Source organism: Streptomyces sp. Inha503 (assembly GCF_047215865.1).
Lineage (GTDB): Bacteria > Actinomycetota > Actinomycetes > Streptomycetales > Streptomycetaceae > Streptomyces > Streptomyces lycopersici.
Genome location: NZ_CP178360.1, coordinates 6,742,504 through 6,764,938, shown reverse-complemented (window position 1 = coordinate 6,764,938; position 22,435 = coordinate 6,742,504). Strand labels below are relative to the sequence as shown.

The window sequence follows — 22,435 nt, the reverse complement described above, 5'->3', positions numbered from 1 at the left end:
CGGTGGGCGTCAGCCTCCGGGCGTCACCAGGCGGACCTCGTAGGCGAACACCGCCGCCTGGGTGCGGTCGCGCAGCCCCAGCTTCACCAGGATCCGGCTGACGTGCGTCTTCACCGTCGACTCGGCGACGATCAGCCGCTCGGCGATCTCGGCGTTGGAGCAGCCCTGGGCGACCAGCACCAGGACCTCGTTCTCCCGCTCGGTCAGCTCGGCCAGCCGCCCCCGTGGGGAGGGAAGCGGACCACCGAACCCGGCGGCCTCACCGATCCGCGAGAACGTGCTGATCAGGCGCTTGGTGACGGCCGGGGCCAGCAGCGCCTCGCCCGCCGCGACGACACGTACCGCGTCGCCGAGCTGCCGGGCGGAGGCGTCCTTGAGCAGAAAGCCGCTCGCTCCGGCACGCAGCGCCTGGTAGACGTACTCGTCCAGGTCGAAGGTGGTCAGGACGAGCACCTTGGCGTCCGCGTCCGCCGCGACGATCTCGCGGGTGGCCTCGAGGCCGTTGATCTCCGGCATCCGGATGTCCATCAGGACGACATCGGGGCGCAGCGCGGCCACCTGGGCGATGGCCTGGCGCCCGTCGACCGCCTCGCCGATGACCTCGATATCGGGCTGGGCGTTCAGCAGCACGGAGAAGCCCTCGCGGACCATCACCTGGTCGTCGGCGATCAGCACGCGGATGGGAGAGGGGAGGGAGGGGGCGTCGGTGGTCATGGCGTCATCGTCTCCCCCTCCGGGGCGGGCCCCTTCTCCAGCCCCGACTTCTTCAACTCCGGTGCCTGGCCCGACGCATCCGGCGCGTGCCCCTGCTTCGGTGCCGATGGATCCGGTCCGGACGCCTCCGCTTCGGGGACCGCGGCGGCCGGGATGAAGACCGCGACCTCGTAACCGCCGTCCTCCTCCACCGCGCCCGCCGTCATCTCCCCGTCCAGCATGGCCACGCGCTCCCGCATCCCGAGCAGCCCATGGCCCATGCCCGGCGAGGGCCGTACGGTCTGGGTGGGCGGGCCGTTGACGATCCGCAGGCCCAGACCGCCGAGGACGTACGCGACTTCGACGCGGGCGGTGCTGCCGGGCGCGTGCCGCAGCGCGTTGGACAGCGCCTCCTGGACGATCCGGTACGCGGACAGCTCCACCCCGGAGGGCAGCGGCCGTACGGCGCCGGTGGTGATGTGCTCGACGGTCAGCCCCGCCGCCCGGACCCCCGCGAAGAGCGTGTCGAGCGTGGCGAGGGTCGGCTGGGGCGCCTCGGGGTCGGCGTCGGCGTAGGCGTCGGGGTCGTCGGCGCGGACGACGCCGAGGACGCGGCGGAGTTCGGTGAGCGCGGCGACCGCGTTCTCCCGGATGGTCGCGAAGCTGGTGGCCAGCTCCTCGGGCGGGTTCGCCACCCGGTAGGGCGCCGCCTCCGCCTGGATGGCGATCACGGACATGTGGTGCGCGACCACATCGTGCAGCTCACGGGCGATGGTCGCGCGCTCCTCCAGCAGGGTGCGGCGGGAGCGCTCCTCATGGGTGGCCGACTGCTGCACGGCGACCTGCTGCTTGGTCTCGCGCAGACTGCGCCGGGCGACGACGGCGCCCACGATGACACAGGAGGTGGCCACCATCGGGAAGGCGTTCGTCTGCCGCCAATCCGCGGAGAGATCGTAGGCGAACCCGAACACGGCCGTGAACAGCAGCATCTGTCCGGCCACGCGGGGGCGGTTCTGGAACGCGACGATCACCATCACCGCGATATACGAGGCGAACAAGGTCGGCGGCCAGGGCCACATGCCACCCGCACTCGTGTCGGTGATACCCAGACCCCAGACGACGCTCCCGCCGAACGACAGCCACCAGGCGCCGATCGGCCGGTAGAGCGCCAACAGCAGTGGCACACCGCTGAGTAGGGCCAGACCCGCGCCCTCGATTTCGACCGCCACGGCCATGAGGTAGAAGGCGAAGGCCGTGAGCGCGGCATGCGGCAGCCACGGCGCGTAGGGCAGGGCCGACGGGGGCATCTTGCGCACCAGCGGATGCGTATCGCCGAGGGGCGGCACGGGGCGGAGGGCGAAGGCGCCGGTGATCAAGTCCTTCCGCAGATCGGAGAACACCCGGCGGATGGTGCGGAGTTCAGTCCGCGGAATCGTCTCAGTCACGCCGTCAACGGTAGGGAGCGGGCCCCGCGGCGTCGTCCCCGGGAATGTGGATTGTGCGGTGTCCGTCTCAAGTACTACGCGGCGGGGTCCGGCTCGGGGTTACGCGGCGGGGTCCGGCTCGGTGTTACGTGGCCGGGTGCGCCCCCGCCAGGCGGGCGATCTCCTCGGCGACGGTGTGCGCGGCGGGGGTCGTGGGGTCGATGGGCGGGAAGTGGCCGCCATCGGTCCTGATCAGCCGCACGTCCTGTCCGGCGCGGACCGCCGCCTCCGCGAAGGCTTCCGCGACCGCCGGTGGCACATCGATGTCGGTGCCGCCCTGCACGATGGTGGTGGGGACCGCGGTGGGCAGCAGCGCGGCGGGGTCGGCGAGGCCCAGCCGGACCGTCAGCTCATCGCCACCACCACCGCTGCCACCACCGCCCGCGCCTTCGCCTTCGTCAGCGCCTTCGCCGAGGAGTTCGCCGAGGAGTTCGTCGACGGCGCCGGAGCAGACGTCCAGCGCACGGGCGGTGGTGAGGTCGGCGATGGGGGCGAGGGCGACGACGCCGCGGAGCGGGGAGGGGGAGCGCAGATGCCAGGGAGTGCCGGACGGCAGCCGGTGCCGGGCCGCCGCCCACAGCACGGCGTGCCCGCCCGCGGAGTGCCCGGTGAGCACCACGCGGTCCGGGTCGGCCCCGGGGAGCCCGAGCTGCCGGACGAGGCCCGGCACGGCGTCCACGGCGGCCGCGATGTCGTCGAACGTCTCCGGCCACCGCCCGGCCCGCGCGGGGTCAGCCCCACCACGGCGGTACTCGACGGACGCCACCGCCAGCCCCCGCCCCGCCAGGAAGGCGGCGAACGGCGAGACATGGCGGCGGTCGTAAGGGGCGCGCCAGGCGCCGCCGTGGAAGAGGAGGACCAGCGGGGCGGTGCGGGCGGCCCCGTCCGTGCCGGGTGGCGGCAGATAGAAGTCCACCACCTGGTCCGGGTGTTCGCCGTACGCGGCGGTCCGGGCCGGTGCCACGGGCGCGAGCCCGAAGACCGACGTCTCCTCGGCCGCCGCCCCCGCCGTCGCCCCGCCCACCGGTCAGCCCTCCTTCAGCACATCGGCCAGCACCCGCGCCGCCCGCTCCACCTCGGCGAAGCCCGTATAGAGCGGGGTGAAGCCGAAGCGCAGCACATCGGGGCGGCGGAAGTCGCCCACGACACCGCGCCGCACCAGCTCCGCCATCACCTCCCCGGCCTCCCCCGCCGCCGCGCACCGCAGCGCCACCTGGCTGCCGCGCTCGGCGTGCGCGACGGGGGTGATCGACCGGACCCGGCCCGCCGGGACGTAAGTCTCGACGCAGCGGAGGAAGAAGTCCGTCAGCGCCAGGCTCTTGGCCCTGACGTCCTCGACCGGCACGTCGTCCCACACCTCGAGCGCGGCCTCAAGCGCCAGCATCGAGAGGATGTCCGGGGTGCCGACGCGGCCGCGGACCGCGCCGTCGGCCGGGGCGTAGGCGGAGGCCATGCCGAAGGGATCGGCATGCGAGTTCCAGCCGGGCAGCGGCGAGTCGAAGCGTGGCTGATGGGCCCGCGCGACATACAGATACGCGGGCGCGCCGGGCCCGCCGTTGAGGTACTTGTAGGTGCAGCCCACCGCGAGGTCCACCCCATGGGCGTCCAGCCCGACCGGCAGGGCGCCCGCGCTGTGGCACAGGTCCCACACCACGAGCGCGCCCGCCGCGTGCACGGCGGCCGTGGTCCCGGGCAGGTCGTGGAGGCGGCCGGTGCGGTAGTCCACATGGTTCACGAGCGCGACGGCGGTGCGCGCGCCGACGGCGGTCGGGACGTCGCCCGCGGCCACCGGCCGCACGGTGCAGCCGGTCATCCGGGCGGCGGACTCGGCGATATAGCCGTCGGTGGGGAAGGTGGCCTCGTCCACCAGGATCTGGTCCCGGTGGGCGCCGCGCTCCTGGGCGATCCGTACGGCCGCGACGACCGCCTTGAAGACGTTCACGCTCGTCGAGTCGCCCACCACGACCTGGCCGGGGGCGGCGCCGATGAGCCGGCCGACGCGGTCGCCGATCCGCTCCGGCGCGGTCCACCAGCCGCTCTCCTCCCAGGAACGGATGCGCAGCTCACCCCATTCGCGGGCGACTACGTCGGCCAGCCGGGGCGGGACGGCGCGGGGCAGCGCGCCCAGCGAGTTGCCGTCGAGGTAGATCGTGTCGTCGAGGGTGAAGGCGTCGCGCTTGGCGCGCAGCGGGTCGGCCGCGTCGAGCCTGGCGGCCTCGTCGGCCGGAGCGGCCTCGGGGAGACCGTTCATGGACGGGCCGGGCTCGGTCGGCTCGGTACCAGCCGACCCCGTGGGAATCGTCGCGTCAGACATGGCTGCGCGCCGTCCACAGCTCGGGGAAGACGTTCTTGGCCGCGCGCTTCTCCAGCCAGGCGACCCCGGCCGAGCCCCCGGTGCCGGTCTTGGAGCCCATCGCCCGCCGGGTCGCCACCAGGTGGTCATTGCGCCAGCGCCACACCAGTTCGGCGACCTCGGTGAGCGCCTCGCCGAGCCGGATCAGCTCGCTGTCGCTCGGGCCTGAGTAGATCTCCTCCCAGACCCGCTCCACCCCGGGATCCGGTTCATGGCGCAGGGCGGGGTCGCGGTCCAGCACCGCGGCCGGGATGGCGAGGCCGCGGCGCGCGAGATGGCGCAGCACCTCGTCGTACAGGCTGGGCTCGGTCAGCGCCTTCTCCAGCTCGGCGTGGACCCGCGGCGCGCCCCGGTGCGGGACGAGCATGGACGCGGACTTCTCGCCGAGCAGGAACTCCAGCCGCCGGTACATCGCCGACTGGAAGCCGGAGCCCTCGCCGAGCGCGGAGCGGTACGCGTTGAACTGGCCGGGGGTGAGATGGGCCAGCGGTGTCCACGAGGCGTTGAGCGACTCCAGCTCGTAGGCCGAGCGCTGGAGAGCGGCCATCGCGGTGGGCAGATCGTCCTCGCGCAGCGCCTGCGCGGCGGTCTGCCACTCATGGACGATCACGGTGAACCACAGCTCCATGACCTGGGTGGTGACCAGGAAGACCATCTCTCCGGGGTCGTCGGAGAGGGGGTGCTGGAGGTGGGTGAGCACGGACGCCCGGACGTAGTCCTCGTACGGCGTGGTGCCGTCGAAGTCCAGATTCGGGGCGTCGGACTCGGCATGCTGAGGGACAGGCTGCTGCGACATCGCATCTCCTGAGTACTGCTCGCTACCGGGTAGCGGTCCGCCCCTTCCCTTCGGTCTCGGAGCCCCGGTCCCCTCGGGGCCCACAGCCGAAGGGGCCCCGCACCGCATCATCCGCGCAGCGCGGACGATCGGCAAGTACGGAAGGGGCCCGTGGGGCATACGACACCCCACAGGCCCGGTGCGCCTCGCCCTGTCCCAGCGGATCAGGGGAGGCGGGATCAGGAAACGTGGATCACAAGACGCGCGTCAGAAGACGCGCATCAGGAGACGCGCATCAGGAGACGCGCGTCAGGAGAGCGTGTCCGCCGCGGTCGGGGAGCTCTCACGCAGGAAGGTCGAGCAGCGCTCGTACTCCTCCTCCTCGCCGATGGACTGCGCGGCGCGCGCGAGCGCGTGCAGGGCGCGCAGGAAGCCCCGGTTGGGCTCGTGCTCGAAGGGCACCGGACCGTGGCCCTTCCAGCCGCTGCGGCGCAGGGCGTCGAGCCCGCGGTGGTAGCCGGTGCGGGCGTACGCGTAGGACTCGACCACCCGGCCGGCCTCGAACGCCTCGTCGGCGAGCTGCGCCCAGGCGAGCGAGGAGGCCGGGTACTTCGCGGCGACCTCGGCCGGGGCCGCGCCGGAGGCGAGCAGCTCGCGCGGCTCCGGGTCGTCGGGCAGATGGGTCGGGGGCGGTCCCCCGAGCAGGTTCTCGTGAATGGCCATGGGTTCCAGTCTGCCTGGTCCGGGGCCCCACCCGACACGCTCAAGCCATCAGGAGGACGCGGGTCGGGTACGGGGGCTTCGTTCGCCCGGGTCCAGGGGCGGCGCGGACACCCCGCAGTGGTAGGCGCACTCGGGGCGGCACGGCGGCCCGGCCGCCCGCGCGGCGCCCTCGGCGCCCTCCGCCGGCACCGCGGCCCCGGCCCGCTCCGGCTCCGCCGCCACCTCCGCGCCCGCCTGCTCCAGCGCGTCCGAGCGCACCGTGCGCCAGGCGAGGAGCGCCCCCAGCACCAGCACCCCGGCACAGATCGGCATCGCCCGCCGGAAGGTGCTCGAGAAGGCGTCCGCCGATCGGTACGCCTCCGGGCCCATCCCCGCGAGCAGCGGCAGCGCCGCCACCGCGACCAGCCCGGCCGCCCGCGCCGCCGCGTTGTTCACCCCGCTGGCCAGGCCCGCGCGGGCGACGTCCACCGAGGCCAGGACGGTCGCGGTGAGCGGGGCGACCACCACGACCATGCCCAGGCCCAGCACCAACAGCGCGGGCAGGATGTCCCGCCAGTACACCGCCCCCACCCCGGCCCGGGTCATCAGCAGCATCCCCGCCGCGCACAGCAGCGGGCCGAGGGTCAGCGGGATCCGCGGGCCGATGCGCTTGCCCAGCTCCCCCGAACGGGCCGACAGCAGCAGCATCAGCGTGGTCGTGGGCAGCAGCGCGGTACCGGCGGCGAGGGCGGAGTAGCCCACCACCACCTGGAGGTCGAGCACCGAGAGGAAGAAGAAGCCGCCGAAGGCCGCGTAGACACACAGGGTCACCACATTGACGGCGCTGAACTGGCGGGAGGCGAAGATGGACAGCGGCAGCATCGGCTCGCGCAGCCTCCGCTCCACGACGATGAAGACCGCCCCCAGCGCCAGCCCGGCGACGCCCGGAACCACCACGGCGGGCGAGGCGCCCTTCTGCGGCGCGGCGATCAGCGCATAGGTGACCAGGGCGAGGGCCGCCGCCCCCAGCACGGCGCCGAGGACGTCGAACCGGCCGCGCGGCCGCGGATCACGGGTCTCCGGTACGTGGCGCAAAGCCACCGGCACGCACACCGCCGCCAGCGGCACATTGATGAAGAACACCCAGCGCCAGCCGGGCCCGTCCACCAGCCAGCCGCCGAGGAACGGCCCGATCGCCGCCCCGATACCGCCGAAGCCGGACCACAGCCCGATCGCCCGCGCCCGGTCATCGGGGTGGATCACGGACTGGATCAGCGCCAGCGACCCGGGGGTGAGCAGCGCCCCGCCGATGCCCTGGAACGCCCGCGCTGCGATGAGCACCCCGGCGTTCGGCGCAAGCCCGCACACCAGCGAGGCCAGCGCGAACCACACCACCCCGATGACGAACACCCGCCGCCGCCCGAACCGGTCCCCCAGCGCCCCGCCGAGCAGGATCAGCCCGGCGAGGGTGAGCATGTAGGCGTTGACGGTCCACTGGAGTACGGGGAGATCTGCGCCCAGGTCGAGGCCGATGCGCGGCAGGGCGACATTGACGACGGTGCTGTCGAGCAGGGCCATGGCGGACCCCAGCACGGTGGTGAACACCAACCACCGCCCGGCCGGCACGGACAGTCGCACACCTGCCATACCTGGATCATGCCCCGGGCGGCGCCCCCGGGGCCAGCCCAGAACGCGAACGGGCCCGGCAAACTCGCCGCAAGGCGAGAAGCCGGGCCCGAAGGGGCGAGCCGAAGAACTACTTCAGCTTCGTCCCGGTAGACCGAAGATCCGCACAGGCCTTGGTGACCCGCTCAGCCATCCCCGTCTCGGCCAGCTTCCCCCAGCTCCGCGGGTCATACGTCTTCTTGTTGCCGACCTCGCCATCCACCTTCAGCACCCCGTCGTAGTTGCGGAACATGTGGTCCGCGATCGGACGGCTGAAGGCGTACTGGGTGTCCGTGTCGAGGTTCATCTTCACCACGCCGTTCTCCAGCGCGGTGCGGATCTCCTGCTCCGTGGAGCCGGAGCCGCCGTGGAAGACGAAGAAGAACGGGTCCTGCTTGCCGTACTTCGCGCCGACACCGTCCTGGAGGTCACGCAGCAGCTCCGGGCGGAGGACGACATTGCCCGGCTTGTAGACGCCGTGGACGTTGCCGAAGGAGGCGGCCAGCAGGTAGCGGCCCTTGTCGCCCAGGCCCAGGGCCTCGGCGGTGCGCAGGGCGTCGTCCACCGTCGTATACAGCTTGTCGTTGATCTCGTGGGTGACGCCGTCCTCCTCGCCACCGGTCGGGGTGATCTCGACCTCGAGGATGATCTTCGCCTTGACCGCCTCGGCCAGCAGCTCCTGCGCGATGTCGAGGTTGTCGGCGAGGGTCTCGGCGGAACCGTCCCACATATGGGACTGGAACAGCGGGTTCTGACCCTTGGCGACGCGCTCCTGCGAGACCTTGAGCAGCGGACGGACATAGCCGTCCAGCTTGTCCTTCGGGCAGTGGTCGGTGTGGAGGGCGATGTTGACCGGGTACTTCTCGGCCACGACATGCGCGAGCTCGGCGAGGCCGACCGCACCGGTCACCATGTCCTTCTTGTACTGGCCACCCAGGAACTCGGCACCACCGGTGGAGATCTGGACGATGCCGTCGCTCTCCGCCTCGGCGAAACCGCGCAGGGCGGCGTGCAGAGTCTGCGTCGAGGTCACGTTGATCGCCGGGTAGGCGAACTTGCCCGCCTTCGCCCGGTCGAGCATCTCGTTGTAGATCTCAGGGGATGCGATGGGCATCTGACCGCTCCTTGTATGTGCGGGTTAGTCGTACATGGCCCTGACCTAGGGGCGACGTCATCGTCGGGGGCCATAATCCCAGACTCCGCCGATTGCTCCACACGGCGCACGCCGAGACCACACGGACGGGGGTGGGTGGTTTCACGTGAAACCTCCCACCTCCCCAGCCTGCATGACTCAGCTCCTGGTTCAGCTTCTGGTTCAGCTCCTGATTCAGCTCAGCCCGAGGTCGGTGAGCGAGTACGCCGGGAGGTACGGCAGCCCGGCGTCCGCGATCGCGGGCGCGGCGCCGCGCTCGACGATCGTCGCGACCGCGACAACCTCCGCACCCGCCTCCCGTGCCGCCTCCACCGCGGTCAGCGGGGAACCGCCGGTGGTGGAGGTGTCCTCGACCACCAGCACCCGGCGGCCCGCGATGTCCGGGCCCTCGATCCGCCGCTGCATACCGTGCGTCTTCTGGGCCTTGCGGACCACGAAGGCGTCGAGCCGGCGCCCGCGCGCGGCGGCGGCGTGCAGCATGGACGTGGCCACCGGGTCGGCGCCCAGCGTCAGCCCGCCGACCGCGTCGTACTCCAGATCGGCCGTGGTCTCGAGCATGACCTGCCCGACCAGCGGCGCGGCATCGGCGTCCAGAGTGATCCGGCGCAGGTCGATGTAGTAGTCGGCCTCACGCCCGGAGGAGAGGGTCACCTTGCCGTGGACCACGGCCTTGTCCTTGATCTGCTGAAGCAGGGCGTCACGCGCATCGCTCATGCGCTTGAGCTTATGCGAGACCGACCGCGTCATCCCGACCGCGTCAGGCCAGGGTGCGCCAGCTCCAGGTCATGGCGATCTCCAGCGGCTCGATGGGGGTGACCAGGCGCGGCAGGAGGTTGAGTCCGTTGGGCGGGCCGGACTGCGGTTCGACGCACACCGCCTCCGCCTGTTCGTCGTAGACGACCACCCACTCCGTCCGGCTGGTGACCTTCAGCTCCAGTCGGCCGGGCCAGGTGAGCGTGACATCCACCCCCTGCGGCATCCCGAAGCAGTCGTCCCAGGGGCCGGGCTTCGGTGCGATCCGGCGGCCGGTGGGGAGGTGGTCCTCGCCGCGCTCCTCCTGCCATGCGGCATCGAAGGCGATCTCGACATCGGGGCCGACCTCGTCATCGGGGCCGCCGTCGCCCAGGTTCCGCAGGAACCATGGATGCCAGCCCGCCTGCGCCGGGAAGGAATCGCCCTCGGTCTCCACGCTCATGGTGACGGTCAGGCTGTCCGGGGAGAGCTCGAAGTTCTGGGTGACCCGGCCCTCGTACGGCCAGGGGTCGGCGAGGTCGTATGTGAAGGCCGCGCTGGACTGGCCCGTGCTGACGGGGGCCCATTCGACGTTCCGGCCGGTCCCGTGGATCGCGTGCGGCGGGGAGTTGATGGGCAGTTGGTGGATCCGCCCGCCGTTGCGGAACCGGCCGAGACCGGTACGGCCGCACCACGGCACCATCGGGAACGACCCGAACCGCGGGCCCTGTCGCAGCACCTCCGTACCGCCGATGCGCAATGAACCGATGCGGCAGCCGTTCTCGGGCGAGACGGTCAGCTCGGCGTCCCCGGCGGTCAGCCGTACGCCCTTGGTCTCCGTTGTGTCTTCGGTGGTCACAAACACCGAGCCTATGCGCCCGGGGTCATCGGCGGCGGCGAAGTACGCGACGGCCCACGACGACGACCGAGGCGAGCACGACGGCCGCGGCGGGCGCGGCCCAGCGCAGTGTGGCGCTGGTGGAGACGGTCTCGGGCGCGGGTACCGGGGCGTAGCGGCCGCGCGGCGGGGCGTGGTCGACCTCCTCGGTGGAGCGGCCGATCATCGTGCGGCGGGCGTGGGCGGCCTCGGCCGGGGGCTCCTCGTCGAGGTCGTCGAGATCGCCGAAGCCGACCGGCTCCTCGACGCCGTCCACCTCGTCCAGATCCTCGAGGTCGCCGACGTCCTCGATGTCCATGTCGTCGGCCGACAGCGGAAGCTCGGCCTCGGTCGGCAGGCCGGTCTCGTCCGCGGCGGCGGCCGCACCCGCGTCAGCCGCCGCGTCGGTGCCCTCGCCGACGGCCTCGTCAGTGCCCTCGTCAGCGGCCTGGCCGGGAGCCTCGTCCTCCGTGGGCGCGCCGATCGGGGACGTCTCCAGCCCGGCCGTGAGCGCCGCGGCGAACCGGTCCAGCATCCGGCGGGCCACGGTGGTGACCGCCTCGTCGTCGAACTCGGCCAGCCGTCCGTCGCTGTGGACCGTCCCGGAGCAGTTCAGCCGCGTACCGCCCTCGATGGGCTTCGGCGTGATGGTCAGCGCGAGTTTCACCGAGCCGCTGCCCCGCGCCTCGCCGCCCTCGCCCTCGACCTCGAAGGCATCGGCGCGCCGGACGACGCGCAGCGCGCCGCGATAGGTGATGGTGGACCCGCCGATGCGCAGCCGCAGCCGGCCGGCGAGCGGACCGGCGGCCTCATCGGCGTCCTGCTGGAGCCCGGGAACGCAACGAGCGACGCGGGCGGGCTCCGCGAGCGCCAGCCGGACGGTGTCGACGGGAAACGGAACGAACACCTCATGCTCCATAGCTCAAGACAGTACCCATCGCACGTTCGCTGAGACCCGTTCCCGCGCAACTTTCCGCGCGCCGCTGACGTACGCCGCCGACGCGAGCCCCCGGCGCGCGGACACGCCCCGCACGCGGGCGGGCACCCGCCGCCATGCCCGCCCCACTACCGGACCCGCCGTGGCGTCTCGAGGCTTTCCCCTACCCGCCCCTCCCCGGAACTGGGGCTCTGCCCCAGACCCCGGGGGCCGGGTCCAGGGGCGAAGCCCCTGATAGCGGGAAGGAGCGGGTAGGGGAAAGATCCACCACAGGCGTCACGATCCGTCGGACACACCCCACAGGCCGGGGCGTCACTCCCCATAGCGCGGACGCATGAGCGTCGACGGGGACAGGCCCCTCTCCCGAGCGCGCTCTGCCGTGCGGCGGGCCGCCCGCAGCCCCTCCTCCGTCAGCGAGCGCGGCCGCGGCCGGTGCGGGGCCAGCCGCAGCCCGACCGGGGAGCGCGCCGCCAGGACGAACCCCCAGTCGTGCGGGCTGCCGCGCCCGGGGCGCGGGGCGCCGATCACATACGGAGTGGTCCGCAGCCCGACCGAGCGCATCGTCGCGTCCACCGTCCAGAACGCCCGCGGATCGGGCCGCAGCGGCCCGGCGTGGACCACCAGCCGACCGCCGGGCGCCAGCACCCGCTCGGCCAGGCCGTAGAACTCCTGGGAGTAGTACTTGGTGCTCGGGGTGAGCTCGGGGGCGGGCAGATCGCACACCACCACGTCGTACGCCATGGACCGGCGCAGCCAGTCGAAGGCGTCCGCCGTCACCGCCCGCACCCGCGGATCGCGGTAGGCGCCGCCGTTGAGCGCGGACAGCCCGGGATCGCGCCGGGCCAGCCGCACCACCTCAGCGTCCCGCTCCACGACGGTCACCGAGCGGACCCCCGCGTACCGCAGGATCTCGCGCACCGCGAGCCCGTCGCCCCCGCCCAGCACCAGCACCCGGCCGTGCGGTCCGGCGGCCATCGCCGGGTGGATCAGCGCCTCGTGGTAGCGGACCTCGTCGCGCCCGCTGACCCGCAGCCGCCCGTTGAGGAACAGCGACAGCGGCCGCCCGCTCGTCCCCCCGCCCACCAGCACGATCTCCTGCTCGCCGGTGCGCAGCGCGACCCGCACCCCCGGTCCGTAGACGGCCTGTCGGGCGGCCCGCTCGAAGGAGGGGGTCAGCACGGCACCGACGGCCAGCGCGACGAGCACCAGCCCATTGGCGACGATCAGCGTCCACCGCGCCCGTACGCTCAGATCGCGGCGGAACAGCCAGAGCACCAGCGCGCCGCCCGCGACCGCGTTGACCGCGCCGGTGACCAGCGCGCCGGTCAGCTGGCCGAACGCGGGCAGCAGCAGAAAGGGGAAGGCGAGCCCGCCGACCAGTGCGCCCACGTAGTCCGCCGCGAACAGATCGGCCACCGCGCCGCCCGCGTCCTGCCGGCGCACCCGCTGGATGAGGGTCATCAGCAGCGGCACCTCGGCCCCGATGAGCACACCGATGGCGAACGAGAAGCCGACCAGCGCGGAGCGCGAGTGACCGCCCCACGCGAAGCACGCGTACAGCGCCATCGCCGAGCAGCCGCCGACGAGCGCGAGCACCGCCTCGATGGCGCCGAAGCCCACGGCGGCCCGGCAGCGCAGCCGCTTGGCCAGCAGCGAGCCGACGCCCATGGCGAAGACCATCACGGACAGCACCACGGATGCCTGGGTGACCGAGTCACCCGCCAAGTACGAGGCGAGGGCGACGAGTTCGAGCTCGTAGACGAGCCCGCAGGCGGCGCAGACGAAGACCGTGCCGAGCACGAGAAAGCGGCCGAGCCCCGCCCGCACGGGCAGCCGCGCCGGAGGGCCGGATTCCGGCGACGACGGCGCATCCGAGACGGCGGACATGGGCGAATCGATCACAAAGGGAACGCTACGTCACATATCGCTTACGTCTCGTCCCCCACACGGGTGCATTGCCGTTCGCACATCTGGCATTGATGACCTCTCGGCCACACGCGATCCCCTTCAGACGCAGGGGACTTGGGGCGGCACCCCACCCGACAGCCCGCCCGACAGCCCGTCCGGCAGGCCACCGGGCAGGCCACTCATATCGAGTCCACCCGCGCCCGGCGGCCGGAGCGCGGCCGGCACCCGGGCCCCGACACAGGTGCGGGTGGTGACCAACCGCCCCTCCTGGGGGTAGGCATGCCAGGTCCGCCAGCCCACCGCGCCCTCGTTCCACTGCGCGAGCAGCGCCGTGAAGGCGTTCGGGCTGCCGGGGAACGTACCGGCCAGACCGTGCGGATGGTCGGCCACCAGCGCGAGCAGCTCCTGCGCGCGCCCGGCGAAGGCCCCTTGCGACAACTCCTCGACGCGCGCCGCGAATTCGTACTCGCGGCCGTCGACGAGGGTGGAAACCCCCAGCGGAAGCGGGGTGCTGTTGCCGGACATACAGGCCACGGTCTCCGAGCAACGGCTGCCCTCCCCCTCGAGGAGGACCTGGTGGGAGGCTCCCAGAAGCCTCAACTGGACGGCGAAGTCATGAAGTTGAAGATCGAGCACAGCGAGGGCGGGAAGCGGTTCCCGTCCCAGGCCCCAGGCGAGGTCAGCGGCGCGGGTATCGGTGTAGGCAGTCTTGAGGGTCGTGAGCATGGATCGGCTCCGCAAGCACGCAGTGGAAAAAGTTGGGCCAGCTCGCCCCGCGGGGGACCAGGGGCATGCGCATACGGCGGCTCGTGCCCACGTGGGGCCGTAAGGTCGATTGGTGGTATACGGAATCATGAAATGCTGGGCGCCACATCGTTTTTACCCACCTTCGCCGGGTTTCCACCCCCTAGGGCGCTCCTTAGGGCAAGTGTTCAACAAGCCAGCGCCCGGCGCACGTTGGCGCGCCGGGCGCTGGCTCATCGCTTCACTGCCGTAAGGACGGCGTGGCAACCGTAAGAAGGAAATGCCAACCGACATGGCAACCGTAAGAACGGCATGACGACCGTAAGGCCGCGCGGCGACCGTAAAGGCCGCGGAAACCGCGGGTCAGCCACCCCCGCCGCAGCCGCCACCACCGCCACCACCGCCGCCACCGCAGCCACCCCCGCCACCGCAGCCGCTCCCACCGCCGCAGCCACCGCCGCCGTGGTGACCACCGCCACCGCCGCCGTCGCCACCGGCCCACCAGCCGCCACCGGCGGCCCCGCTGGAACCGGCCCCCCAGGACCGCTTGCGCCGCCCGCTGTACCCCTTCGACCGACCGGCGCCCAGCGCGGCGAGCGCCGCGAACGTGAATGCCAGCACGACAAAGATGACAACAGGACCCATGGTCCTCACTCTCCTTCCAATCCCCCGTAGCGAGGTACCGCTTCGTACCTGCCGGGTCCCATGCCCGACCTCATGCGGGGTCAAAGCGGAGTTGAGGAAGTCCAGAGGTTCAGCGTGCGCCCTATGCGCGGTCCGCGGCCTGGGAGGTGACGCGCTCGATCGCCCGCACGGCGACATCCGGCTGGTCGACGTAGATGTAGTGGGCGCTGGTCTTGGCGGTGCTCAGCTTGGAGCGGCTGGAGACCGCGAGCCACTTGCGCTGGCCCTTGGTCCACGCCCGCTCCAGGCCCGGCCCGTAGTCGGGCACCTCCGCGAGGTACTGCTTCCCGTGGTGGATCACCTCCACAGGGATGTCCCCGGCGGAACGGACCTCCCCGTCGGGCACCGTGAGCTTTTCCGGCTCCCCTCCGTGCAGGATCGCCAGCGTCTGCTCACGCAGTTCGACCGCCGGGCCGGTGGCGGATTCGGGGATCCCCTTGTTGAGATCGGCGGTCTGGGTCGGCGAGGTGGCGTCCATCAGGACCAGCCCCTTGATCCTGTCCTGGTGGTCGGGGGCGTACCGGGCGGCGATCAGCCCACCCAGCGAATGCCCGGCCAGGACGACCGGAGCGTCACCGGCGACCTGGTCGAGCACCGCGGTCAGCACCTTCCCCGTGCTCTTGAGGGTCTGCGGCCCGTTGGGCTTGTCGCTGGCGCCCTCGCCGAGCCGGTCGTAGGAGCAGACCCGGTTCTTCTTGCTCAGGGTCTTCTGGATCCCGGCCACCTTGTCCAGCCCGTCGCCACCCCCGGCCAGCAGCATGATGACCGGCCCGCCGTCCGCCGAAGTCCCCGAACAGGACACGTTCACCAACTGGCCGCCGACCTCGATCTTCTTGGTGCCAGTGAGCAGGTCCTGCTCGCCCGCCTTCTCCGAAGCGGTGGCGGACGTGGTGGCGGACGTCTCGGAATCCGCCTTCTTGGAATCCTCACAGCCGACGAGCCCCACACCGGCCACGGCACAGGACAGCGCGATCACGGCGGGCACCCGGGCACTGCGGATCATCGTTCTTCCCCCTGAGAGAGTCTGGGTCACCCGCTCCCCGCGGGCCTCTCAGACGCTATGGACCCGGAGCCCCGGAATCGTCACCGCACAGAGCGCACCCGCCCGTAGCTCGCCCGGGGGACAGCCCGCCCGCCGCGTCCCCAACCTCTCCGGTCAGCGCACCTAGCCATACGCCTAGCCATCTGAGCAGCTCAGCTTCTCGGCAGGGGGACGACATTGCCCGCCGCGTCGCATCGCACTGTCCATGCCGTCGCGTAGCTCGGCTCATGGACCCGTACGTCCACGTCGGGGGGCCGCTTGCCGCCGGGTAGGTCGGCGTTGGCCATCGTGCAGATGATCTGGCTGAGGCCGAGGCTGCCGCCTCCGGTCATGTCCGCCACGGTCACCGGGAGGTACAGGTCCACGGCGCCGTCGGCGGCCCGCGCGATCAGGCGCCCGTGATCCGGGGACACCTCGGAGCTCAGGCCACGGGCCCGCTCGGCCGTGTCGGGGCCCTTGAGGAGGAGGTCGAGGGCCTGTTGCGGGGTCACGGGGGCGTCCACTTCACGGATTGCGGCCCGCAGGCCGTACGGGCCGACGAAGTAGAGGCGGGCGTAGGGGGACACGGAACCCTTGTGCAGACCGGAGGCCGGGGCGCCGGCCGGGGCCGGGCCGGCGGAACCGACCCCGCACCCGGCCGAGCAGAAGGCCAACAGCACAGCGACGTTCGCCAGTTGACGTTTCATGACGGGTCCTCCGGTGTGGGCCTGTGCGGGAGGGTCACGGTGAAGACGGCGCCACCATCCGGGAGGTTGGCGGCGGTGAGGGTGCCGTGGTGCAGCCGGACGTTCTCCGTCGCGATGGCGAGTCCGAGGCCGCTGCCTTCAGAGCGGGTCCGCGCGGCATCCGCCTTGTAGAAGCGGTCGAAGACGCGGGGCAGGACATCATCCGGGATGCCGGGGCCGTGGTCGGCGACCTCGATCACGACAGCCTCCTGTGCGGAGGTCGCCCGGACGGTGACGGGCGCGGTGCCATGCCGCAGCGCGTTGCCGATCAGATTGGCGAGGACGACGTCGATGCGGCGTGCGTCGACCCGGATGCGCGGATCGTCCTCGGGAAGCTCGGCGATCACCTCGTCCGGTTCCCGCCAGCCGCGCAGCTGAAGTGTCTTGTGGATGAGGGTGCGCAGGCTCACGTCGTCCAGGTGCAGAACCGCCGAGCCCGCGTCGAAGCGGGATATCTCCATCAGGTCCTCCACCATGACGGCCAGCTTGCGGGTCTCGTCGCTGATGAGGAGGACCGCGTCGGCGGTATCCGGGGGGAGCGTGCCGGAGCGGGCGTCCTCGTCGAGGGCGTCGGTGACGGCAGCCATCGCGGCGAGCGGGGTGCGCAGCTCGTGCGAGACGTCGGCGGCGAATCGGCGGGCGTTGGCTTCCATACGCCGTAGTTCGGCATCGTCTCGTTCCAACGTGGCGGCCATCGTGTTGAACGTGCTGGTCAGCGCGGCGAGTTCGTCCTTGCCGACGACGTCCAGGCGGGTGTCAAGGGCCCCCGACGTGATCTTCTGGGCGGCGGTACGCAGCTGTCGTACCGGACGCAGTACGCGGCGGACCGCGAACAGGGCGGGGACGACGGCGAAGGCGAGGGTGGGGAGGGCTCCCGCCCAGGCCGCGGTGATCAGCGCGGAGATATCGGCCCGTTCGCCGTGCAACGAGAGAACCGCGTAGACGACGAGCCCTGACGGCTGTCCCGCTCCATCCCCCCGGCTCGTGTAGGTCACCGGCATGCCGATGAGCAGCCGGGGATCACCGGAGGGTGCCACGCGCTCGTAGAAGGTGGTGTCGCCGCGCTTTGTCGCGGCGCGCAGGGCGCCGCTGATCTCGTCCGCGGTGCCGATGGGCGGGCCGCCGTCGCGGGAGACGGCCGTGTGCCAGCCGCGCGATCCCGAGGCGCGGTCCAGTTGGCGGGCGAAGGTGCGCAGGTCTGTGGGGGTGGGGTCGGGCGGCAGATTGGGCACGAGCGAGTCGACTTGGAGGCGCAGGTCGTGGACGGCGCTGTTCTGGGTGCGGTCCAGGATCGCGCTGCGGGCCTGGCGGAAGGTGAGCGCGGCGGTGATGAGCGCGCTGAGCGCGGCGACCAGGAGGAATGCGACGACCGTGCGCGAGCGCAGGCCGCGCGGGAGCGCGAGTCTCATGCGGGCAGCGGGCCGAAGCGGTAGCCGAAGCCGCGCACGGTCTGGACGTACACCGGGTGGCGTGGGTCCTCCTCGATCTTGGCGCGCAGCCGCATCACGCAGGCGTCGACCAGACGGGCGTCCCCGTAGTAGCTGTGCTCCCAGATGTCTTCGAGCAACTGCTGGCGGCTGAAGGTCCGCTTCGGCGCGGCGCTGAGAAAGAGCAGCAGCTTCAGTTCGGATGGGGCGAGTGGGAGTTCCGCACCGCGCTTGCGGGCGATCAGCGCGTCGCGGTCGATCTCCAGATCGCCCACGACGGTGCAGCCGGCAGCCGCGCCGGTGTCGGCCTGGGCGGGCGCGACGCGACGCAGCACCGCGCGCATACGGGCCTCGATGACCGCGGCGCTCGCGGGCTTGACGACATAGTCGTCGGCGCCTGCCTCCAGGCCGATCACGACGTCCATGTCGTCGCCGCGCGCGGACAGGATCACGATCGGCAGGCGGCTGGTCTCGCGGATACGGCCGCACAGCTCCAGGCCGCTCATGCCGGGCAGCATCAGATCGAGGAGCACGAGGTCGGGCTTGAAGGCGGCCAGCGCCTCCAGACCGTCCTCGCCGGTGCCGACCGCCTCGGTCTCATGCCCGTTGCGGGACAGGCCCAGGACGACACCGCGGCGCACGGCCGGATCGTCCTCGATCAACAGGACGCGGGGCATGGACAGGGCTCCTTCCACAGAGCGTGCGGAAAACCGGCATCAGCGTGCGGCGATCCGGCATCGAGGAGGTATCGGGCAGTCGCCCATGGTGCGGCCAAGCCGCCGCCCGTTGCCGCCGCCCGTTCGCGTGGATCATCACCGCAGCCGGCTGATGTCGACGGTACCCGCGCCCAGCACCGGTACCGGGATCGCCATCCACAGCGCGACCCCTGCGAGGGCCAGTGCCGCCACCGCGGCCTGGCCGCGCCGGCCGCATGCCCAACCCGAGCGGAACCGTACCGGATCCTCGATCAGCCGCTTCGTCACCGCGGCGGCCACCAGCGACACCCCGATCGCCACGGCGGCGGCGCCCCAGTCCCCGAGCCCGGAGAGCCGGGGCAACAGCAGCAGATACACCGGCCAGTGCCACAGGTACAGGCTGTAGGAGACCTCACCCATGCGGCGGGGCAGGCGGCCGCCGGCGATCCGGGCCGCGCGGCTGCCCGGTATCCGGGCCATGAGGACGATCAGCACCGCCGCGGCCAGGGAGTGCAGGAAGAGGCCGCCCTGGAAGAGCAGCGGTGCCTTCTCACCCCCGGTCATCGCCCACGCCACCGCGAGCGCGCCGGCCAAGGCCAGGCAGACCAGGTCGGCCGTGCGGCGCGGCACCTGGCGCACGAGATCGCGTACCGGCGCGGTGGCCACCAGCGCCCCGAGCAGCAGCGCGGCCGCGCGGGTGTCCGTGCCCTCGTAGGCGCGGGTGGTGTCCACCGCGGCGCCGAGCGAGACGGTGAGGGCGAGGGAGACCAGGGCACCCGACCCGGCGAGCAGGGCCACGATCCGCTCGCCGTACCGGCCCCGGGCCGCCACCGTCACCACCAGCGGCCAGGCCAGATAGAACTGCCACTCCACGCCGATGCTCCACAGATGGGCGAAGGCCCGGCTGTCGGAGTCATTCCAGTAACCGATCTGCTCGGCGATGTAGTGCCAGTTGACGGCCTGGGCCCCGACCCACGGCACGTCGTCGAGTGCGAACCGCAGTTGGGCCGGGGCGCCCCAGGCCCACATCGCCACCATGGTCACGACCACCACGCAGACCAGGGCGGGCAGCAGCCGACGGGCACGGCGGCCCCAGAACGCGCCCAGGGCGATCCGGCCGCGCCCCGCCGCCTCACCGAGGAGCAGCCCGGTGATCAGGAACCCGGACAGCACGAAGAACAGATCGACCCCGAGGAAGCCGCCGCGCAGAAGCCCGGCGTGGAAGAGCAACACGGCCGCGACCGCGAACCCGCGCAACCCGTCGAGGGCGGCGATGTGCGCACGACGCTCACTCATACGATGCGCCGCTTCCTCAGCCGTCGCACTTGAGCCTGGCGAACCGGTCATCACCGGTCCACGAACCGTTGGCCCATGTCTCCACGGCCGCGGGTGTGAAGCCCTCCTTCTTGCCGAGCTCCGTGGTGAACCAGGCTGCGAAGGAAGCCGCTCCCTGCTGGCAGTTGTGGATCCCGTCGGAAGCGCGCTGAGCCTTCTTCACCGAGGCATCGGTGCCCCACAGCCGCGCGGCATCGAGAAACCCCGCCGCGCCGCCGCTGTTGTCGGCGACCTCCTTGGCTACCGGGGAAGCGGTACGCATCTGCGACGCGTACTTCTTGTAGAACCCGTCGATCTTGATGGGCGGGGTCGGCACGAACACCGTCTTGGCCCCGGCGTCCTTGGCCGTCCTGACGAGCTTTTCGTAGGCGGCGCGCTGCTGATCCCGGCTTCCCCAGTCGTACGTGGTGACCTGGTAGGCCACCACGGTGGGCCGGAACGACTCGGCGTCCTTGGCCAGTCGCCGCCAGGTGTCGGCAGCGATCATCTTCGTGATCTTCTCGTGGCTGGCGACAATCGTGCCCCCGCCGTCGGACGAGGCGTCCTTGAACTCCACGCCGCCGGCCTTCAGGGCCGCGCCCAGGGCAGGGCCTTCGGCGCCCGCAATGGAGTCGCCCATCCACAGCACCTTCGTACCGGTCCGCCTCACCTCGTCCGTCGTCGTGCTCTTCCCCTCCGCCCGAGCACCGGTGTCCGGGCCGCCGCCGCACCCGACCAGGGCGGCACCGAGCGCGGCCGCGGCCACCGTGGTCAGGACGTGGCGGGAGGGGCGCCGGGAGTACGTACACCGATACCCGAAACGGGATGTGTGGTTGCTGTTCATGCGCCCAGCAGAACAGCTCGGATGGCGCCTTCTGCCCGCCGTCATCATTTGCTCATACAGCGGGCAACAGACGCTCATGAAGCGCGCGAAGCCGGAAGCGTGTCAGCGAGCTCGCCCCGAGCCGGGCCGGACCGGGCCTAGCGGTGCTCCCAGTGAACGGGGTCGGCTTCCAGGACCGCGCGGTCCCAGTCGGCCAGTTCGGCGGTCGCCTCATAGGTGCTGTGCAGGAATTCGCTCAGCGTCCGGTCCGGGTCGGGCGCGGTGGCCACCGCCTCGTAGGGCAGCACGAATTCGCCGACATCCCGCCGGTACGAGGCCGTCGCGGGCCGGACCGGCTGGTCGGCGAAACCGGCGGGCTCGGGGTAGGCGTAGGAGTAGAAGCCGCCCTCCTCCCCGCCGCCGGGCCAGAAGCCGCAACTGGACAGCTCGACGGAGTACGCCTCCCGCGTCACCCGGTCCGGCAGGTTCGGCACCCCGCCGGGGGGATGCGGCGGCGCGGTGCGGCCGGAGAAACGGGTGACGGCCAGGTCCATCGCCCCCCAGAAGAAATGCACGGGGCTGGCCTTGCCGACGAAATGGGACCGGAATTCCCCGAACACCCGGTGCGCGTTCAGCAATTGCCCCCAGAAGAGCCGTGCGGCGTACGGGTCGTACGCAGCGTGCCGGTGGTCCTCCGGGAACGGGATCGCCACGGGCACCTCGTTCGGCCGGGGATACATCCGGGTCTGGATGCCCAGGTCCCCCAACAAGCCCATGATCTCCGAGTAGAACTGGGACACCGGTTTGGACTCCAGCGCCAGCTCGCGCCGGCTTCCGTCGCTGACCCGGATCCCCAGCCGGTGCTCGATAAAATCGAACTCGATATCGAACGCCCCGGTCCCGTACGGCACCGTGGACGTGCTCAGCCCGCGCGGGGTGACATACAAGGTCACCTGCCACCACTGATTGGCCGGTGGCGCGTGGTCCAGCCGGATCTTGCCGACGATCTGGGTCCACATGTGCAGCGTGTCCCGGGTCTCGGCCCAGTCCTCCAGCCGAAGCCGCGGCCAGGCGCCGACCTGCTGTGTCCTCTGCTCGGCCATCTCGCCTCCCGCGGAACTCACCGCTCTGGCGACAACGCGCGGTCGTTGGATTCCGGCCCGGCCGAGTACCCGCATTCCTCGAGGCCAAAAACGACCGCAGAAAACTAGCGAGTGCGCCCCGCCACCGTCAGCCGACCGCGCTATGCGGTGAGCGCGCCGCGACTGGCTTTCGGCTCATGGGGGTAGTTGCCGTACATGCATCGGAGCCGTGTGTACGCCGTCCTGCTCGACACGCCCGAAGCCGAGGCCGCCCGGGCGATCGCCTTCTGGTCGGCGGCTCTTGGCGTCACCGCTGAGCCGTTTGCGCCGGAGCCGCAGTTCACCACGCTTCATGAGGCACTGCCGGGGCTGGTCACCGCCGTCCAAGCGGTCGACGACGCACCCCGTATCCACCTGGACATCGAGACCGACGACGTCGAGGCGGAAACCACGCGCTTGCTCGCCCTGGGTGCCGAGCAGATCTCGCGGTGGCAGGAGTGCCGGGTGCTACGAGTTCCCGGTGGCCACCTGGTGTGCGTGCTGCCCGTGGAAAGCGACCCCGAGGCATTTCGGGCACAGGCCAACGTCTGGCCCTGACGTCGCCCTTTACCCCACGCCGG

22 protein-coding genes are annotated in these 22,435 nt (G+C 71.8%); 1 reads left to right on the top strand and 21 read right to left on the bottom strand.

The annotated features are described in order from the left end of the window. Nucleotides 1-9 precede the first annotated feature (9 nt). The 21 genes from ACJX2R_RS28290 to ACJX2R_RS28190 all read right to left on the bottom strand — a co-directional run bounded on the left by ACJX2R_RS28290 (nucleotide 10) and on the right by ACJX2R_RS28190 (nucleotide 21,836). Nucleotides 10-714, bottom strand: coding sequence for a response regulator (locus tag ACJX2R_RS28290; RefSeq protein WP_413102454.1), 705 nt, complete (start codon nucleotides 712-714; stop codon nucleotides 10-12). Next, entirely contained in the window at nucleotides 711-2,138 is a 1,428-nt protein-coding gene (locus ACJX2R_RS28285) for a sensor histidine kinase (RefSeq protein ID WP_413102453.1), read from the bottom strand. The genes ACJX2R_RS28290 and ACJX2R_RS28285 overlap by 4 nt, the downstream gene beginning before the upstream one ends. Nucleotides 2,139-2,262: 124 nt before the next feature. Continuing rightward, on the bottom strand, nucleotides 2,263-3,201 hold the full coding sequence (locus ACJX2R_RS28280; RefSeq protein ID WP_413102452.1) for an alpha/beta hydrolase: 939 nt from the start codon (nucleotides 3,199-3,201) through the stop codon (nucleotides 2,263-2,265). A 3-nt stretch (nucleotides 3,202-3,204) separates the two neighbouring features. Continuing rightward, entirely contained in the window at nucleotides 3,205-4,428 is a 1,224-nt protein-coding gene (gene kynU, locus ACJX2R_RS28275) for a kynureninase (protein ID WP_413105962.1), read from the bottom strand. 55 nt (nucleotides 4,429-4,483) lie between these two features. Further along, a complete protein-coding gene (locus ACJX2R_RS28270; RefSeq protein WP_413102451.1) occupies nucleotides 4,484-5,326 on the bottom strand; it encodes a tryptophan 2,3-dioxygenase family protein in 843 nt (280 codons plus the stop codon). 288 nt (nucleotides 5,327-5,614) lie between these two features. Continuing rightward, complete coding sequence (locus ACJX2R_RS28265; RefSeq protein ID WP_385208100.1) at nucleotides 5,615-6,028, bottom strand: DUF3151 domain-containing protein; 414 nt, start codon at nucleotides 6,026-6,028, stop codon at nucleotides 5,615-5,617. A gap of 48 nt (nucleotides 6,029-6,076) precedes the next feature. Beyond that, on the bottom strand, nucleotides 6,077-7,654 hold the full coding sequence (locus tag ACJX2R_RS28260) for an MFS transporter (protein ID WP_413102450.1): 1,578 nt from the start codon (nucleotides 7,652-7,654) through the stop codon (nucleotides 6,077-6,079). Nucleotides 7,655-7,763: 109 nt separating this feature from the next. Beyond that, nucleotides 7,764-8,786, bottom strand: a complete 1,023-nt coding sequence (gene fbaA / locus ACJX2R_RS28255) for a class II fructose-bisphosphate aldolase (protein ID WP_164433204.1) — start codon at nucleotides 8,784-8,786, stop codon at nucleotides 7,764-7,766. 213 nt (nucleotides 8,787-8,999) lie between these two features. Then, nucleotides 9,000-9,539 (bottom strand): orotate phosphoribosyltransferase, encoded by a 540-nt coding sequence (pyrE, locus tag ACJX2R_RS28250; RefSeq protein WP_413102449.1) that lies wholly within the window; start codon nucleotides 9,537-9,539, stop codon nucleotides 9,000-9,002. A 43-nt stretch (nucleotides 9,540-9,582) separates the two neighbouring features. Beyond that, entirely contained in the window at nucleotides 9,583-10,416 is an 834-nt protein-coding gene (locus ACJX2R_RS28245) for an aldose 1-epimerase (protein ID WP_413102448.1), read from the bottom strand. Nucleotides 10,417-10,441: 25 nt separating this feature from the next. Beyond that, nucleotides 10,442-11,353, bottom strand: coding sequence for an SRPBCC domain-containing protein (locus tag ACJX2R_RS28240; RefSeq protein WP_413102447.1), 912 nt, complete (start codon nucleotides 11,351-11,353; stop codon nucleotides 10,442-10,444). A 330-nt stretch (nucleotides 11,354-11,683) separates the two neighbouring features. Further along, a complete protein-coding gene (locus tag ACJX2R_RS28235) occupies nucleotides 11,684-13,258 on the bottom strand; it encodes a polyamine aminopropyltransferase (protein WP_413105961.1) in 1,575 nt (524 codons plus the stop codon). A gap of 120 nt (nucleotides 13,259-13,378) precedes the next feature. After that, on the bottom strand, nucleotides 13,379-14,005 hold the full coding sequence (locus ACJX2R_RS28230) for a DUF2617 family protein (protein ID WP_413102446.1): 627 nt from the start codon (nucleotides 14,003-14,005) through the stop codon (nucleotides 13,379-13,381). 381 nt (nucleotides 14,006-14,386) lie between these two features. Then, nucleotides 14,387-14,668, bottom strand: a complete 282-nt coding sequence (locus ACJX2R_RS28225) for a hypothetical protein (RefSeq protein WP_413102445.1) — start codon at nucleotides 14,666-14,668, stop codon at nucleotides 14,387-14,389. 121 nt (nucleotides 14,669-14,789) lie between these two features. Continuing rightward, nucleotides 14,790-15,710: an alpha/beta fold hydrolase gene (locus tag ACJX2R_RS28220; RefSeq protein WP_413102444.1), complete on the bottom strand. Its 921-nt coding sequence runs from the start codon at nucleotides 15,708-15,710 to the stop codon at nucleotides 14,790-14,792. 191 nt (nucleotides 15,711-15,901) lie between these two features. After that, nucleotides 15,902-16,435: a hypothetical protein gene (locus ACJX2R_RS28215; RefSeq protein WP_413102443.1), complete on the bottom strand. Its 534-nt coding sequence runs from the start codon at nucleotides 16,433-16,435 to the stop codon at nucleotides 15,902-15,904. Then, nucleotides 16,432-17,883: an ATP-binding protein gene (locus tag ACJX2R_RS28210; protein ID WP_413102442.1), complete on the bottom strand. Its 1,452-nt coding sequence runs from the start codon at nucleotides 17,881-17,883 to the stop codon at nucleotides 16,432-16,434. Before ACJX2R_RS28210 ends, ACJX2R_RS28215 begins: the two co-directional genes overlap by 4 nt. Next, on the bottom strand, nucleotides 17,880-18,578 hold the full coding sequence (locus tag ACJX2R_RS28205) for a response regulator transcription factor (RefSeq protein WP_413102441.1): 699 nt from the start codon (nucleotides 18,576-18,578) through the stop codon (nucleotides 17,880-17,882). Before ACJX2R_RS28205 ends, ACJX2R_RS28210 begins: the two co-directional genes overlap by 4 nt. A 135-nt stretch (nucleotides 18,579-18,713) precedes the next feature. After that, a complete protein-coding gene (locus ACJX2R_RS28200) occupies nucleotides 18,714-19,892 on the bottom strand; it encodes an acyltransferase family protein (RefSeq protein ID WP_413102440.1) in 1,179 nt (392 codons plus the stop codon). Between the two features lie 16 nt (nucleotides 19,893-19,908). Beyond that, nucleotides 19,909-20,754 (bottom strand): SGNH hydrolase domain-containing protein, encoded by an 846-nt coding sequence (locus ACJX2R_RS28195; protein ID WP_413102439.1) that lies wholly within the window; start codon nucleotides 20,752-20,754, stop codon nucleotides 19,909-19,911. A 137-nt stretch (nucleotides 20,755-20,891) separates the two neighbouring features. Further along, nucleotides 20,892-21,836, bottom strand: coding sequence for a DUF5996 family protein (locus ACJX2R_RS28190; RefSeq protein WP_413102438.1), 945 nt, complete (start codon nucleotides 21,834-21,836; stop codon nucleotides 20,892-20,894). Nucleotides 21,837-22,031: 195 nt separating this feature from the next. Between ACJX2R_RS28190 and ACJX2R_RS28185 the strand changes: the two genes are divergently transcribed. After that, entirely contained in the window at nucleotides 22,032-22,412 is a 381-nt protein-coding gene (locus ACJX2R_RS28185; RefSeq protein ID WP_413102437.1) for a VOC family protein, read from the top strand. The last annotated feature ends 23 nt before the right edge of the window (nucleotides 22,413-22,435 follow it).

Excerpts from the sequence above, each read along its gene's own strand:
- ACJX2R_RS28290 (WP_413102454.1), bottom strand. The coding sequence starts at position 714 with ATGACCACCGACGCCCCCTCCCTCCCCTCTCCCATCCGCGTGCTGATC.
- kynU (WP_413105962.1), bottom strand. The coding sequence starts at position 4,428 with ATGAACGGTCTCCCCGAGGCCGCTCCGGCCGACGAGGCCGCCAGGCTC.
- ACJX2R_RS28270 (WP_413102451.1), bottom strand. The coding sequence starts at position 5,326 with ATGTCGCAGCAGCCTGTCCCTCAGCATGCCGAGTCCGACGCCCCGAAT.
- ACJX2R_RS28265 (WP_385208100.1), bottom strand. The coding sequence starts at position 6,028 with ATGGCCATTCACGAGAACCTGCTCGGGGGACCGCCCCCGACCCATCTG.
- ACJX2R_RS28260 (WP_413102450.1), bottom strand. The coding sequence starts at position 7,654 with ATGGCAGGTGTGCGACTGTCCGTGCCGGCCGGGCGGTGGTTGGTGTTC.
- fbaA (WP_164433204.1), bottom strand. The coding sequence starts at position 8,786 with ATGCCCATCGCATCCCCTGAGATCTACAACGAGATGCTCGACCGGGCG.
- pyrE (WP_413102449.1), bottom strand. The coding sequence starts at position 9,539 with ATGAGCGATGCGCGTGACGCCCTGCTTCAGCAGATCAAGGACAAGGCC.
- ACJX2R_RS28240 (WP_413102447.1), bottom strand. The coding sequence starts at position 11,353 with ATGGAGCATGAGGTGTTCGTTCCGTTTCCCGTCGACACCGTCCGGCTG.
- ACJX2R_RS28235 (WP_413105961.1), bottom strand. The coding sequence starts at position 13,258 with ATGTCCGCCGTCTCGGATGCGCCGTCGTCGCCGGAATCCGGCCCTCCG.
- ACJX2R_RS28230 (WP_413102446.1), bottom strand. The coding sequence starts at position 14,005 with ATGCTCACGACCCTCAAGACTGCCTACACCGATACCCGCGCCGCTGAC.
- ACJX2R_RS28225 (WP_413102445.1), bottom strand. The coding sequence starts at position 14,668 with ATGGGTCCTGTTGTCATCTTTGTCGTGCTGGCATTCACGTTCGCGGCG.
- ACJX2R_RS28220 (WP_413102444.1), bottom strand. The coding sequence starts at position 15,710 with ATGATCCGCAGTGCCCGGGTGCCCGCCGTGATCGCGCTGTCCTGTGCC.
- ACJX2R_RS28215 (WP_413102443.1), bottom strand. The coding sequence starts at position 16,435 with ATGAAACGTCAACTGGCGAACGTCGCTGTGCTGTTGGCCTTCTGCTCG.
- ACJX2R_RS28210 (WP_413102442.1), bottom strand. The coding sequence starts at position 17,883 with ATGAGACTCGCGCTCCCGCGCGGCCTGCGCTCGCGCACGGTCGTCGCA.
- ACJX2R_RS28205 (WP_413102441.1), bottom strand. The coding sequence starts at position 18,578 with ATGCCCCGCGTCCTGTTGATCGAGGACGATCCGGCCGTGCGCCGCGGT.
- ACJX2R_RS28200 (WP_413102440.1), bottom strand. The coding sequence starts at position 19,892 with ATGAGTGAGCGTCGTGCGCACATCGCCGCCCTCGACGGGTTGCGCGGG.
- ACJX2R_RS28195 (WP_413102439.1), bottom strand. The coding sequence starts at position 20,754 with ATGAACAGCAACCACACATCCCGTTTCGGGTATCGGTGTACGTACTCC.
- ACJX2R_RS28190 (WP_413102438.1), bottom strand. The coding sequence starts at position 21,836 with ATGGCCGAGCAGAGGACACAGCAGGTCGGCGCCTGGCCGCGGCTTCGG.
- ACJX2R_RS28185 (WP_413102437.1), top strand. The coding sequence starts at position 22,032 with ATGCATCGGAGCCGTGTGTACGCCGTCCTGCTCGACACGCCCGAAGCC.